Source organism: Austwickia sp. (genome assembly GCA_016699675.1).
Taxonomy (GTDB): Bacteria; Actinomycetota; Actinomycetes; order Actinomycetales; family Dermatophilaceae; genus Austwickia.
Genome location: CP064985.1, coordinates 2,129,732 through 2,142,408, shown reverse-complemented (window position 1 = coordinate 2,142,408; position 12,677 = coordinate 2,129,732). Strand labels below are relative to the sequence as shown.

The window sequence follows — 12,677 nt, the reverse complement described above, 5'->3', positions numbered from 1 at the left end:
CCGTTCAGTGTCGGGGCGAGGAACCGCCACTCGAGTCAGACACGCTGGACGGTGCGTCGGCGTCGGCGCCAATCGTCGCGCACACCAACATGATCCCGACCAGGGCCAGGAAGCCGGGAACCAGCGGTGGAGCGATGCCCGCGCCGCCGGTCGCGGCCTGCCAGAGCCGCTCGCCCGGGGACAGGGCATCCCACTTGGTGGCCCACGCCACGGACAGCGGCGCCGTCTCCATGTTGCCCTCGATGTGCTGCCACACACCGACCGCCGACGCGAGCGCGCTTACTCCGGCAAGCACCCGAGCCACGCGGACGGCGGTCCGCGTGGCGGCATCGCGCCACAGCAGCGCGCTCGCGGCGAGCAGCGCCACGACCACCACCCAGGGCACGAGCTGGATCGGGCCCTTCCAGTGCCGCAGCATCGTGAGCTCCGCGAGCAACCCGGCCAGCGTCAGCACCGCGATGAGCACGATCGCCCGGCGCAGTCGCCGGATCAGCGCGGCGTCGCCACGAGCCCCTTCTGCGCCGTGGGGACGGCCCGCCCGATGAGGCGCCGGGGGCACCTCACGACACCTTGAGCGTGGCCAGAATCTTGGTCAGGGTGGCCTGGTCGATGCCGTACTTGCCCAGCTCCTTGCCGAGCTTGTCCGCCATGTCGGCGCCGGTGTACGGCCGGTACTCCTCGATCTCCTTCGCCCACCGCCCGGCGTTCGCCACCCCCGCCTTCTCCAGCGCGGTCTGGATCTCGGAGACGGAGGCCTTGTTGGCGTCCACCTGCGCGCCGGCCGCGGCGGTGGCATTGCCGATCGCCGAGGAGGCGGCGCTCGACGCGCCGGTCGCGGCCTGGGACCCGGCGGACGACGCGGCCGAGGCGACATTGCTCGCCGCGGACGACGCGCTGGACGTCGTCCCGGAGCTACACGCCGCGAGGCCGACCGTCGCGGCGACGGCGATCGTGGCGAGCCCGGCGCGGCGGGCGAGGCGGTTCATGAGGGGGATCGAGGGGGCCATGGCGGTCCTCCAGGTCGTCGGGTCGGAGTCGGATTCCGTACGCCGAGTGGGGAATCCCCTCCGGCGCTCGGAACCCGACCCCTGTCATAGCCCAGCTTCCTGTGGTTGAACTGTCAACCGCTCGCGGCACGCCGACCGCGCCCTGACTGGGGCACTATGCGCTCCCGGGCTCGCATAGTGCCCCAGTCAGCGAAGAAGCGCTGGCCAGCACGAAGGATCAGCCCAACCGTCAGGCCTTGGCGGTGGTCTTGGCCTTGGCGGCCAGCTTGGCGGCGACGGCCTCGGCCTGCGTGGCGGCCTTGGCAGCCACCGCAGCCCCGCGGTCGGCCTGGACGGCCTTGACGTACGCCCGCTGCGCGGCGACGTACGCCCTCGCGGCCGCCTTCTCGGCCTCGATCGCGGCCTTGAGGTCCGCACTGGCGGTCGCGGCCGTCGCCTGCGCGGCGGCGAGGGCGGCCTTGGCGTCGGCCAGCGCCTTCGCCGCCGCCGTCGACTCCGTCCCGGCGGCGGTCAGCGCCGTCCCCGCAGCCGTGGCGCGGGCCTGGGCGTCGGTGACCGCCTGCTGCAGCGTGGCATCGTCCGGGGTCGCGGCAAGCGCCGCCTGGGCGTCCGCGAGCGACGTGGCGGCGGCGTCCGCCTCGGCCTGCGCGGCCGTGCGGGTGGACTCGGCGGCGGCGACCCGAGCCTCGGCATCCGCGACCGCCGTGACCAGTGCGGACAGGTCAGTGCCGCCGGACTTGGCGGCCGCCGCCTTGACCGCGGCTGCGGCGGCCTGCAGCTGCGTCTTGGCCTTGTCGCGGGACGCCTTGAGGGCGGTCGCGTCGGTCTGGTCGGCGACGCCCTGCAGCCGGGTGGCCTCGGCGCGCAGCGCGGCGGCTCGGGCTGCTGCCCGCTGCGCGGCGGCCGCCGCCTTGGCCTTGGCGGCGGCCTTCGTGGTCGAAACCTTGTCGGCGGCGGCACGCGCGGCGCTGGCAGACGTCGTCCGATCGGCCGGCGCGGCCTGGGCGGTCAGCGGGGCGCCGATGCCGACCGCCGCGGAGACGACGGCGGCGAGCACGGTGGTGGTGCGGTGCTTCATGGGGTGTCCTTCTCGGTCGGGGGATTGCTGCATCCACCCGTTCGTCCACCCCGGTCGCCTTCTTGAACGGACGCCCGAATTCTCCGCCGCCCCAGTCCCGCCCCCATCTCATTTCGCGAGACGAGCGGCCGCAGGCACCCTCAGCGGCCGGTGCCTGCCCTGCTCAGCAGAACGCCGCCGCGACGGCCAGGTCGAGCGCACCGGTGAACCGGGTCTCCCGCTCGGCCGCGCTCATGTCGGAGCTGCCGTCGAGGAGATGATCGCTGACGGTGAGGATGGCCAGGGCCTGCCGGCCGAACTCCGCCGCCACCCCGAACAGCCCGGCGGCCTCCATCTCGACGCCCAGGATCCCGTACTGCCCGTACAGCTCCAGATCCGCGAACGGCGACGCGAAGTAGAAGTGGTCCTTGCTCACCACGGTCCCCACGTGCACCCCGTCGCGGCCCTGCGCCGCCCGCATCGCGGCGGCGGCCAGCTCGAAGCTCGCGACCGCCGAGAAGTTGAGCCCGGGCAGGCGGTGTTGGTTGATCGAGGAGTCGGTGTGCGCGCCCGTCGCGACGATCACGTCGCCGACGGCCACCCGTCGGGAGATGCCGCCCGTGGTGCCGACCCGAACGATGCGCTCGACGTCGTAGAACTTGTACAGCTCCGTCGCGTAGATCGTCGCCGACGGCATCCCCATCCCCGAACCCATCACCGACAACGCCCGCCCGTCCACGGTGCCCGTGTAGCCCAGCATCCCCCGGACGTCCGTGACCAGCCGCGCGTCGGGCATCAGCTGTTCGGCGATGCGCTGCGCGCGCTTCGGGTCACCGGGCATGAGGAGGGCCGGAGCGAAGTCGCCCGGCTCGGCGGAGATGTGCGGTGTGGCCATGGAGGCTCCCCTTTCGTGGGTGGTCGGGTGCCGCGCGCAGCCGACGTACGGCGCGTCGACGACGTACGACGTACGCCGCGGCCCCCCGCGAGCCTACGGAACCCGCCCCCCGCTCCCAACCCTGCGCACCTGTGGCAGATGTAAAGACCGGCCCCGGGCACGGGCGCGCATGGCGCCTCGCCGGGCTGGGTACAGCGCCCGCGGGAGGTCCCTGAACCCCGGCGAAAGAGGCACCTCATGGCCAAGCAGTCCACCCCCAGCGGCAAGCGCGTCCTCGCCGTGACGACAAGCACGCCGGAGTACGCCTCGGTCGGATACCGCACCGGGCTCTGGCTCGGCGAACTGACGCACTGCTACGACGTCCTGACCGACGCTGGGCACGACGTGACCATCGCGTCCGTCGCCGGCGGGCTGGTCCCGCTGGATCCGGAGAGCCTCGGCACGCTGATTCTGAGGCGGGGCGGGACGCACAAGCGCTACGCGGACCGCGACTTCATGAACCTGCTGAGCGACACCCCCAGCCTGGCCGACGTCGTCGACCGTCCGTTCGACGCGATCTACCTCACCGGCGGGCACGGCACGATGTTCGACTTCCCCAGCTCGCCGGAGCTGGGCCGACTCATCCAGCGCATCGACACAGAGGGGGGCATCGTCTCTGCGGTCTGCCACGGCCCCGCCGGACTCCTCGCCGCCCAGGCGGCGGACGGCACGCCATGGCTGCGCGGCCGCAAGGTCACCGGCTTCAGCTGGCCGGAGGAGAAGCTCGCGAGCAGGGCCGATGCGGTGCCGTTCCGACTCGACCACGCGCTGACGGAGCAGGGCGCCGACTACACGAAGGCGCTGCGACCCATGGTGAACAAGGTCGTCGTCGACGGCCGGCTCGTCACGGGACAGAACCCCATGAGCGCCACGGGCGTCGGCGAGGCCGTGGCCAAGCTGCTCCGCAAGAGCTGACGCGGGCGCGCCGACGCGGGGGCTGACGAGGGACGACGCGACCTGGCGACGGCGCCGCTCGGCGAGCGGCCTCCGATCGGGCGGATCGTAGGGTGGCGCGGGTTACGCGCTTGTGTAGTATTAGCTGAACGTTCGGTCGGTAATCCCGCGCGCCGACGGATGGGGCATCACATCCGAACTGGCGCGCGAGCCGCTGAACCCCGCCGCGCATCCGACGCGGCGTGCGCTTGCACGTGTTCCCCTACCGATGTGTCTTTCTACTACCGAGAAAGAGGCTCGATCCATGGTCGAAGCAATGCTCGTGGGCGGCGTACGGACGCCGGTGGGACGCTACGGCGGCGGCCTGTCGCCGGTGCGTCCAGACGACCTCGCCGGGCTCGTGGTCCGCGAGGCGGTGACGCGGGCGGGCGTCGATCCGGAGCTGGTCGAGGAGGTCATCCTCGGCAACGCGAACGGCGCCGGCGAAGAGAACCGCAACGTGGCCCGGATGGCTTGGCTGCTCGCCGGATTCGGCGACAGCGTCCCGGGCATCACGGTCAACCGGCTCTGCGCCTCCGGCATGTCGGCCATCCTCATGGCCTCGTACATGATCAAGGCCGGCGCCGCCGACGTCGTGCTGGCCGGCGGGGTCGAGTCCATGTCGCGGGCGCCCTGGGTGCTGGCCAAGCCCGACAAGGCGTTCGCCAAGCCCGGCGAGTCTTTCGACACCTCCATCGGCTGGCGCTTCGTCAACCGGCGGTTCGCCAAGGGCGACCTGTCCCGCGACGGCAAGATGACCTACTCCATGCCGGAGACGGCCGAGGAGGTCGCCGCGGTCGACGCCATCACCCGCGAAGACGCCGACGCCTTCGCGGTCCGCTCGCACGAGCGCTCGCTCGCGGCCATGGCCGCCGGCCACTTCGACGCCGAGATCCTTCCCGTCACCGTGCCCGGCAAGAAGGGCGACACGATCGTCAGCAAGGACGAGGGCCCCCGCGCCGGCACGACGATGGAGGTCCTGGCCGGGCTCCGGCCGGTCGTCAAGCCTGGTGGCGTCGTGACCGCCGGGAACTCCTCCTCCCTCAACGACGGCGCCTCGGCGATCATCGTGGCCTCGGACGCGGCCTGCGAGCGGCTGGGGCTGACCCCGCGGGCGCGGATCGCGGGCGGGGCCGCCGCCGGCGCGCCGCCCGAGATCATGGGCATCGGCCCGGTCCCCGCGACCCAGAAGGCCCTGGCCGGCGCCGGCTGGACCATCGACGACATCGGCGCCGTGGAACTCAACGAGGCCTTCGCCACCCAGTCCCTCGCCTGCGTCCGCAGACTGGGGATCGACGAGGACATCGTCAACCGCGACGGCGGCGCCATCTCCCAGGGCCACCCCCTCGGGTCCTCCGGCTCCCGCATCACCGTGACCCTGCTGGGCCGGATGGAGCGCGAGGGCGTCAACCGTGGGCTCGCCACGATGTGTGTCGGCGTCGGCCAGGGTGTCGCCCTCCTCGTCGAGCGAGTCTGACCCACCGACAGCGGCCCTGCGCCCCGGCGTAGCGGCCGTCCCCGATCGGGGACGCGCTCCGGCGCCGCACCCCGGCGAACGACCGCCGCCGTCGACCTTGCGTCGACGACACTCCAGCAGCTCGCACCACCCCCTTCCTGCATGAGACCCCTAGGAGAACGGCTGACCATGACGGCTCCCGCGCAGCTTCCCGCCCGCGTCGGTGTCCTCGGCGGCGGACGCATGGGCATCGGCATCGCCCACGCCTTCCTGACCTCCGGATCCTCGGTGGTCGTCGTCGAGCGCGACTCGGCGGCGGCCACCTCGGCCGCGGAGAATCTTGAGAAGGCGCTGCTCCGCTCCGTCGAGCGCGGCTCCCTCGACAACTTCGACGTGGCCCTGGAGCGCACCACGGTGTCCGCGGACAGCGCGGACTTCGCCGGCTGCGACCTGGTCGTCGAGGCGGTCCCCGAGGACCTGGAGCTCAAGACCTCGGCGCTGCAACTGGTGGAATCGGTCCTCGGACCGGAGGCCTACCTCGCCTCGAACACGTCGTCCTTGTCCCTGGACGACCTGGCCGGCTCGCTGGCCCGCCCGGAGCGGTTCATCGGCCTGCACTTCTTCAACCCGGTGCCGGCCTCCACCCTCGTCGAGATCGTCGTGGGCGCCGCCACGGCGCCCGACCTCGTCGAGGCGGCGCAGGCCTGGGTCGGCGCCATCGGCAAGACGCCGATCACCGTGAAGAACTCCCCCGGCTTCGCCTCCTCGCGCCTCGGCGTCTTCCTCGCCCTGGAGGCCATGCGCATGGTCGAAGAGGGCGTCGCCGACGCCAAGGACATCGACATCGCCATGGAGCTGGGCTACAAGCACCCGGCCGGCCCCCTGAAGACCACGGACATCGTGGGCCTCGACGTACGGCTGGGGATCGCCGAATACCTCGCTTCCACCCTGGGCGACCGATTCGCCCCACCCCAGATCTTGCGGGACAAAGTCGCGGCCGGGGAGCTCGGCCGCAAGACCGGCAAGGGCTTCTACGACTGGTGACCCGCTCCGTCCCGACCAGAAAGGTCCCGACATGACACTGACCGCAGACCGCAGCACCGCAACCATCGTTCCCAGCTACGTGATGGGGTCGTGGTGGACCCCCGAGCAGGTCGGCAAGGCCGCCGACGTGTTGGACGCCAGCACCGGCGAGACCCTCTTCAAGGTCAGCACCGAGGGCCTCGACATCGGCGCCGTCGTCGACTACGGCCGCACCGTGGGCCAGGCCGAACTCGCCAAGATGACGATCCACGAGCGGGCGCTGCTGATGAAGCAGCTCGCGCAGTACCTCACCGAGCGCCGCAAGGAGCTGTACGCCGTCTCCATGCGCACCGGTGCCACCAAGGTCGACAACTTCATCGACGTCGACGGCGGCATCGGCGTGCTCTACACGATGTCGTCCAAGGGCCGCCGGGAGCTACCCAACTCCAACGTGGTCTTCGACGGGCCGCTGGAGCCGCTGTCGAAGGACGGCAGCTTCCTCGGCACGCACATCTACACCCCGCTGGCCGGCGTCGCCGTCCAGATCAACGCGTTCAACTTCCCCGTCTGGGGCATGTTGGAGAAATTCGCCCCGGCGTTCGTCGCCGGTGTGCCGACGATCGTCAAGCCGGCGACGCCGACGGGCTATCTCACCGAGGCCTGCGTGCGGATGATGCTGGAGTCGGGCCTGCTCCCGGACGGCTCCTTGCAGCTCATCTCCGGGTCGGCCCGCGATCTGCTGGACCACCTGGACTACCGCGACTCGGTCGCCTTCACGGGCTCCGCCAGCACCGCCAACACGCTGCGCCGGCACGTCAACGTCCTCGAGGGCGGCGTCCGGTTCATGGCCGAGGCCGACTCCCTCAACTGCGCGATCCTCGGCCCCGACGCCACGCCGGACACCCCGGAGTTCGCGGCGTACGTCAAGTCGGTCGTCGCCGAGGTCACGACCAAGGCGGGCCAGAAATGCACGGCGATCCGGCGCGCCATCGTGCCCGCGGGGCAAGTGCAGGCGGTGGTCGACGCGGTGACCGACATGATCGCTCAGCGCGTCGTCGTGGGCGACCCGCGGGTCGAGGGCGTCACCATGGGTGCCCTGGCGTCTCTGGACCAGCTCCGCGACGTCAAGGAGGCCGTCCAGCGGCTCATCGACGGCGGCGGCCGGATCAACGGCAGCCTGGAGGCCCCGGCGGTCCGCACGGCCGACGGCGTCGCCGTGGTCGACGGTGGCGCGTTCATGGCGCCGGTCATCCTCACCTGGGACGACCCGGACTCCGACGCGGTGCACACGATCGAGGCCTTCGGGCCGGTCACCTCGGTGCTCGGCTACGCCGACCTCGACGACGCCGTCCGCCTTGCCGCCAAGGGCTCCGGCTCGCTGGCCGCGACGGTCTGCACCAACGACCCCGAGGTCGCGCGACGTCTCGTCACCGGGATCGCGGCCCACCACGGCCGGGTGCTCACCCTGAACCGGGAGGACGCCAAGACCTCCACCGGCCACGGCTCGCCGATGCCGCACCTGATCCACGGCGGCCCCGGCCGCGCGGGCGGCGGCGAGGAGCTCGGCGGCGTGCGCGCCATCAAGCACCACATGCAGCGCACGGCCGTGCAGGGTTCGCCCAACATGCTGACGGCGATCACGGGGATCTGGCAGGTCGGCGCGGACCGGGTCATCGCCGGGTGCGAGAAGTTCGGCGGTGACCCCGCGCGCAAGCACCCCTTCCTCAAGGACCTCGCCGAGCTGAAGATCGGCGACTCCTACGTCTCCGACCTGCGGCACGTGTCCCTGCAGGACATCACGGACTTCGCCAACGAGACCGGCGACAAGTTCTACGCGCACACGGACGCCGAGGCCGCCGAGGCGAACCCCTTCTTCCCCGGGATCGTTGCGCACGGCTACCTGATCATCTCGTGGGCCGCCGGCCTGTTCGTCGCTCCCGGCCGCGGGCCGGTCCTGGCCAACTTCGGCCTGGACAACCTGCGGTTCATGGCGCCGGTCGGGATCGACGACTCCATCCGGGTCGAGCTGACGGCCAAGCGCATTACCCCTCGCGTCACCGACGACTACGGCGAGGTGGCCTGGGACGTCCTCGTCATGAACCAGAACGAGGAGATGGTGGCGCGTTACGACCTGCTCACCCTGGTGGAGAAGAACTACGCGGGTTAGCGTCGAAAGCACACGTCCGAGCGGCGGACCGGGGCTTCAATCGAGCCCCGGTAGGCCGTATATTCAGACCAAACGTTCGGTAAATGAGAGGCGGCGCCTCGCGCCGTTGGCACGTGACCGGAAAGGTGACGCCACATGACCCAGAACCCCACGCTGCGAGCGGTTCCCGATGCCCCCGACGAGGGCGCGGCCGCGACGCCCGACACCAGCGCCGAGCAGGCGCTGTTCGACAAGCTCATCGAGGACGACTCGCGGGTCGAGCCGCGCGACTGGATGCCGGCGGACTACCGCAAGACCCTGACCCGGCAGATCAGCCAGCACGCCCACTCCGAAATCATCGGCATGCAGCCGGAGGGCAACTGGATCAGCCGCGCGCCGTCCCTGAAGCGCAAGTCGATCCTCATTGCCAAGGTGCAGGACGAGGCGGGCCACGGGCTCTACTTGTACTCGGCCGCCGAGACCCTCGGCACCCACCGCGACGAGCTGAACGAGCAGCTCCTGACCGGCAAGGCCAAGTACTCCTCGATCTTCAACTACCCGGCGGTCTCGTGGGCCGACGTGGGCGCCATCGGCTGGCTGGTCGACGGTGCTGCCATCTGCAACCAGGTGCCGCTGTGCCGGTGCAGCTACGGGCCGTATGGGCGGGCCATGGTCCGGGTCTGCAAGGAGGAGAGCTTCCACCAGCGGCAGGGCTGGGAGATCCTGTACTCCCTCTCGCACGGCACCCCCGAGCAGAAGCAGATGGCCCAGGACGCAGTGGACCGCTTCTACGGGCCCGCGCTGCAGATGTTCGGTCCGCCGGACGCGGACTCCCCGCACAGCAAGCAGTCCATGGACTGGAAGATCAAGCGGTTCTCCAACGACGAGCTGCGCCAGCGCTTCGTCGACATGATCGTGCCGCAGGCCGAGGCTCTCGGCCTCACGCTGCCCGACCCCGACCTGAAGTGGAACGAGGAGCGCGGGCACTACGACTACGGCGAGCTGGACTGGGCCGAGTTCAAGGAGGTCGTCGCCGGCAACGGGCCGTGCAACGACCAGCGCATGCGGCACCGGATCAAGGCCCACGAGGACGGGGCCTGGGTTCGCCAAGCGGCCGCGGCGTACGACCAGAAGATGGCCGACCAGGCCAGCACCGCCGTCAAGCACGTCTGAGCCCCCCGACCCCCTGAACTCCAGGAGAGAGACATGAGCGAGTACACCGCCGGCCCCGACCAGGGCGCCGCGCAGGCTGCCGAACAGGGCGAATCCAAGCCGCTGTGGCCGCTGTGGGAGGTCTTCGTCCGCGCTTCGCGCGGCCTGGCCCACGTGCACGCCGGGTCGATCCACGCCCCCGACGCCGCGATGGCCGTCCGCAACGCCCGCGACCTCTACACCCGCCGCAACGAGGGCGTCTCGGTGTGGGTCGTGCCCGCCGACGCCATTACCACCTCGGACCCCGACGCCAAGGGGGCCTTCTTCGAGTCGCCACAGGGCAAGTACTACCGCCACGCGACGTACTACAAGCAGAGCGAGGGGGTGCCTCACCTGTGACCGCCGGAGGCTTCGACAGCGCCACCAGGATCAGTGCCGGCAAGGCGCTCACGGCCGAGGACATCCAGGCCGCGGGCCTGTCGGCGTCCGAGGATGTCGCCCGCTACGCCCTGCGGCTGGCCGACGACTCGCTGATCCTCTCCCAGCAGCTCGGCTGGTGGATCTCCCGCGCGCCGGAGATGGAAGAGGACATCGCGCTCGGCAACATCGCGCTCGACCTGCTCGGCCACGCCCGCTCGCTGTACACCTACGCGGGCACGGCGTGGGGCAAGTCCGAGGACGACCTGGCCTACTTCCGCGACGAGGAAGACTTCGTCTGCTGCCAGCTGGTCCAGGTGCCCAACGGCGACTTCGGGCAGACCATCGCGCGTCAGCTGCTGTTCAGCATCTACGCCGAGGCGCTCTACGCCGAGCTCGCCACGTCGACCGACGAGACGCTCGCGGCGATCGCCGCCAAGGCCGTCAAGGAGGTCGAATACCACGTCGACCACGCCTGGCAGTGGGCGCTGCGCCTGGGCATCGGCACCGATGAATCCCACCGGCGCATGCAGGCGGGCCTCGACACCGTGTGGCCCTACCTGGACGAGCTGTTCGAGGACGACGAGCTCATCGATGCCCTGGACGGCGTCGCCGTGCGCCCCTCAAGCCTGCGCCCCCGCGTGGAGGCCGGGCTGCGGCAGGCGCTGCTGGAGTCGAGTCTCGCCATCCCGACGACGAAGCGCGCCCGGACCGGCGGACGCTCGGGCCGGCACCGCGAGAACCTCGGGTTCATCCTCGCGGAGATGCAGTCGCTGGCTCGCAAATTCCCCGGGGCGGAGTGGTGATGCAGGCGCCGGCGGGGCCCGTCGAGGGCGCGGCGGCGCGCCCCGCGGATCCGGCCGCCGCCCGCGTGTGGGACCTCGCCGCCACCGTCGTCGACCCGGAGGTGCCCGTCGTCACGATCGAGGACCTCGGCATCCTGCGGTCCGCCGCCGTCGCCGGGGACGGCGGCGCCCTGGTCGAGCTCACCCCCACCTACTCGGGGTGCCCCGCGATGGGCCTGCTCCGGGACCAGGTCGCGGCGGTGCTGGCGGACGCCGGCTACGCCCCGGTCGAGGTGCGACTGGTCCTGTCGCCCGCGTGGACGACGGACTGGATGACGCAGGCGGGCAAGGACAAGCTCACCGAGTACGGCATCGCGCCCCCCTCAGGGCAGGCCGCGGTCGGGCACAACCGGACGTCGGCGCGTCTGTCGCTGGCGGTCAAGTGCCCCCGCTGCCACTCCCTGAAGACTCGCGAGATGGCCCGCTTCGGGTCGACCGCGTGCAAGGCCATGTACGTGTGCCAGGACTGCCTGGAGCCCTTCGACTACTTCAAGGTGCACTGATGACCGACGTCGACACCACCCCCGACACCAGCCCGCAGGCCGAGGAGGGCGCCCCCTCGCGACGGGCTCGATTCCACCCGCTCACCGTGTCGTCCGTGCGGCACCTCACCGACAAGGCCATCGAGGTCACCTTCGCGGTCCCCGAGGAGCTGTCCGGCGAGTTCGACTACGTGAGTGGCCAGTACGTCGCCCTCCGCGCGGATCTCGACGGCACGGAGGTACGCCGTAGCTACTCGCTGTGCGCCTCCCCCATGCCCGGCGAGATCAAGATCGCGATCAAGCGCGACCTGGGCGGCCTCTTCTCCAACTGGGCCAACGACAACCTCAAGGCCGGCACCGTCATCGACGTGATGAGCCCGACGGGGGCCTTCATCTCCAAGCACAAGATGACGGCGCTCAACGACCCCGAGCAGATCTCCCGCGACGCGGGGGCGGGGCTCGCGCGCTACGTCGCGTTCGCCGCGGGGTCCGGGATCACGCCGATCATGGCGATCATCCGGCACCTGCTGGCGAACAACCCGCAGGCCTACGTCAACCTGGTCTACTCCAACCGGGTCGCCCTGGACGTCATGTTCGTCGACGACATCGCCGACCTCAAGGACCGCTACCCGGCCCGGCTCGCCGTGCACCACCTCTTGTCGCGGGAGCAGCGCCTGAGCCCCACGCACACGGGCCGCCTCGACGCCGACAAGATCGACGCCATGTTCGGCACGGTGTTCCGCCCGGAGGTCGTCGACGAGTGGTTCCTCTGCGGCCCGTACGAGCTGGTCCAGCTGATCCGGGACCGGTTGGCCGAGATGAACGTCCCGGCGGAGAAGGTGCGGTACGAGCTGTTCAGCACCGGCAAGCCCGGCGAGGCCAGCGCCGGGAACACGGGCCGACCGGTCACGGTCGACCCGACCGGCGACAACTTCGACATCACCTTCACGCTCGACGGGCTGGAGGGCGAGGTCCAGAGCCCCAAGGCCGCGCGGGAATCGATCCTCAACGCCGCGCTGCGCAACCGCCCCGACGTACCGTTCGCGTGCGCCGGCGGCGTCTGCGGGACCTGCCGCGCGAAGCTGGTCTCCGGCGAGGTCGACATGGACGAGAACTACGCCCTGGAGGCCGACGAGATCGCCAAGGGCTACATCCTCACCTGCCAGGCACACCCGAAAACCGACCAGGTGGTCGTGAATTTCGACTCCTGACCGCACCTCTCGAC

13 protein-coding genes are annotated in these 12,677 nt (G+C 71.1%); 9 read left to right on the top strand and 4 right to left on the bottom strand.

The window, feature by feature from the left end:
* Nucleotides 1-4 precede the first annotated feature (4 nt).
* From IPK37_09765 to deoD, 4 genes are all read right to left on the bottom strand, one after another.
* Complete coding sequence (locus tag IPK37_09765) at nt 5-559, bottom strand: hypothetical protein (GenBank protein ID QQS02548.1); 555 nt, start codon at nt 557-559, stop codon at nt 5-7.
* 1 nt (nt 560) lies between these two features.
* Nucleotides 561-986, bottom strand: coding sequence for a hypothetical protein (locus IPK37_09760; protein QQS02792.1), 426 nt, complete (start codon nt 984-986; stop codon nt 561-563).
* A 250-nt stretch (nt 987-1,236) separates the two neighbouring features.
* Nucleotides 1,237-2,085: a hypothetical protein gene (locus tag IPK37_09755; GenBank protein QQS02547.1), complete on the bottom strand. Its 849-nt coding sequence runs from the start codon at nt 2,083-2,085 to the stop codon at nt 1,237-1,239.
* Between the two features lie 163 nt (nt 2,086-2,248).
* Nucleotides 2,249-2,959: a purine-nucleoside phosphorylase gene (gene deoD / locus IPK37_09750; GenBank protein ID QQS02546.1), complete on the bottom strand. Its 711-nt coding sequence runs from the start codon at nt 2,957-2,959 to the stop codon at nt 2,249-2,251.
* A 237-nt stretch (nt 2,960-3,196) separates the two neighbouring features.
* Here deoD and IPK37_09745 point away from each other — a divergent pair, with 237 nt between their 5' ends.
* The 9 genes from IPK37_09745 to paaK all read left to right on the top strand — a co-directional run bounded on the left by IPK37_09745 (nt 3,197) and on the right by paaK (nt 12,663).
* Nucleotides 3,197-3,913, top strand: coding sequence for a type 1 glutamine amidotransferase domain-containing protein (locus IPK37_09745; GenBank protein ID QQS02545.1), 717 nt, complete (start codon nt 3,197-3,199; stop codon nt 3,911-3,913).
* A gap of 283 nt (nt 3,914-4,196) precedes the next feature.
* Nucleotides 4,197-5,408 carry a thiolase family protein gene (locus tag IPK37_09740; protein ID QQS02544.1) on the top strand — a complete coding sequence of 404 codons (1,212 nt, stop codon included), beginning with the start codon at nt 4,197-4,199 and terminating at the stop codon, nt 5,406-5,408.
* 168 nt (nt 5,409-5,576) lie between these two features.
* Nucleotides 5,577-6,431: a 3-hydroxyacyl-CoA dehydrogenase family protein gene (locus IPK37_09735; protein ID QQS02543.1), complete on the top strand. Its 855-nt coding sequence runs from the start codon at nt 5,577-5,579 to the stop codon at nt 6,429-6,431.
* A 31-nt stretch (nt 6,432-6,462) separates the two neighbouring features.
* A complete protein-coding gene (paaZ, locus tag IPK37_09730) occupies nt 6,463-8,577 on the top strand; it encodes a phenylacetic acid degradation bifunctional protein PaaZ (GenBank protein ID QQS02542.1) in 2,115 nt (704 codons plus the stop codon).
* 135 nt (nt 8,578-8,712) lie between these two features.
* A complete protein-coding gene (gene paaA, locus IPK37_09725) occupies nt 8,713-9,729 on the top strand; it encodes a 1,2-phenylacetyl-CoA epoxidase subunit A (GenBank protein QQS02541.1) in 1,017 nt (338 codons plus the stop codon).
* 33 nt (nt 9,730-9,762) lie between these two features.
* Nucleotides 9,763-10,107 (top strand): 1,2-phenylacetyl-CoA epoxidase subunit B, encoded by a 345-nt coding sequence (gene paaB / locus IPK37_09720; protein ID QQS02540.1) that lies wholly within the window; start codon nt 9,763-9,765, stop codon nt 10,105-10,107.
* Nucleotides 10,104-10,931, top strand: a complete 828-nt coding sequence (gene paaC, locus IPK37_09715; GenBank protein ID QQS02539.1) for a phenylacetate-CoA oxygenase subunit PaaC — start codon at nt 10,104-10,106, stop codon at nt 10,929-10,931. The genes paaB and paaC overlap by 4 nt, the downstream gene beginning before the upstream one ends.
* Nucleotides 10,931-11,473 (top strand): phenylacetate-CoA oxygenase subunit PaaJ, encoded by a 543-nt coding sequence (paaJ, locus tag IPK37_09710; protein QQS02538.1) that lies wholly within the window; start codon nt 10,931-10,933, stop codon nt 11,471-11,473. Before paaC ends, paaJ begins: the two co-directional genes overlap by 1 nt.
* Nucleotides 11,473-12,663, top strand: a complete 1,191-nt coding sequence (paaK, locus tag IPK37_09705) for a phenylacetate-CoA oxygenase/reductase subunit PaaK (protein ID QQS02537.1) — start codon at nt 11,473-11,475, stop codon at nt 12,661-12,663. The genes paaJ and paaK overlap by 1 nt, the downstream gene beginning before the upstream one ends.
* The last annotated feature ends 14 nt before the right edge of the window (nt 12,664-12,677 follow it).

What these genes read in the sequence shown, in the direction of transcription:
- paaA (QQS02541.1), top strand. Translation starts at nt 8,713, where the DNA reads ATGACCCAGAACCCCACGCTGCGAGCGGTTCCCGATGCCCCCGACGAG.
- IPK37_09755 (QQS02547.1), bottom strand. Translation starts at nt 2,085, where the DNA reads ATGAAGCACCGCACCACCACCGTGCTCGCCGCCGTCGTCTCCGCGGCG.
- paaJ (QQS02538.1), top strand. Translation starts at nt 10,931, where the DNA reads ATGCAGGCGCCGGCGGGGCCCGTCGAGGGCGCGGCGGCGCGCCCCGCG.
- deoD (QQS02546.1), bottom strand. Translation starts at nt 2,959, where the DNA reads ATGGCCACACCGCACATCTCCGCCGAGCCGGGCGACTTCGCTCCGGCC.
- paaZ (QQS02542.1), top strand. Translation starts at nt 6,463, where the DNA reads ATGACACTGACCGCAGACCGCAGCACCGCAACCATCGTTCCCAGCTAC.
- IPK37_09760 (QQS02792.1), bottom strand. Translation starts at nt 986, where the DNA reads ATGAACCGCCTCGCCCGCCGCGCCGGGCTCGCCACGATCGCCGTCGCC.
- IPK37_09735 (QQS02543.1), top strand. Translation starts at nt 5,577, where the DNA reads ATGACGGCTCCCGCGCAGCTTCCCGCCCGCGTCGGTGTCCTCGGCGGC.
- paaK (QQS02537.1), top strand. Translation starts at nt 11,473, where the DNA reads ATGACCGACGTCGACACCACCCCCGACACCAGCCCGCAGGCCGAGGAG.
- IPK37_09745 (QQS02545.1), top strand. Translation starts at nt 3,197, where the DNA reads ATGGCCAAGCAGTCCACCCCCAGCGGCAAGCGCGTCCTCGCCGTGACG.
- IPK37_09740 (QQS02544.1), top strand. Translation starts at nt 4,197, where the DNA reads ATGGTCGAAGCAATGCTCGTGGGCGGCGTACGGACGCCGGTGGGACGC.
- paaB (QQS02540.1), top strand. Translation starts at nt 9,763, where the DNA reads ATGAGCGAGTACACCGCCGGCCCCGACCAGGGCGCCGCGCAGGCTGCC.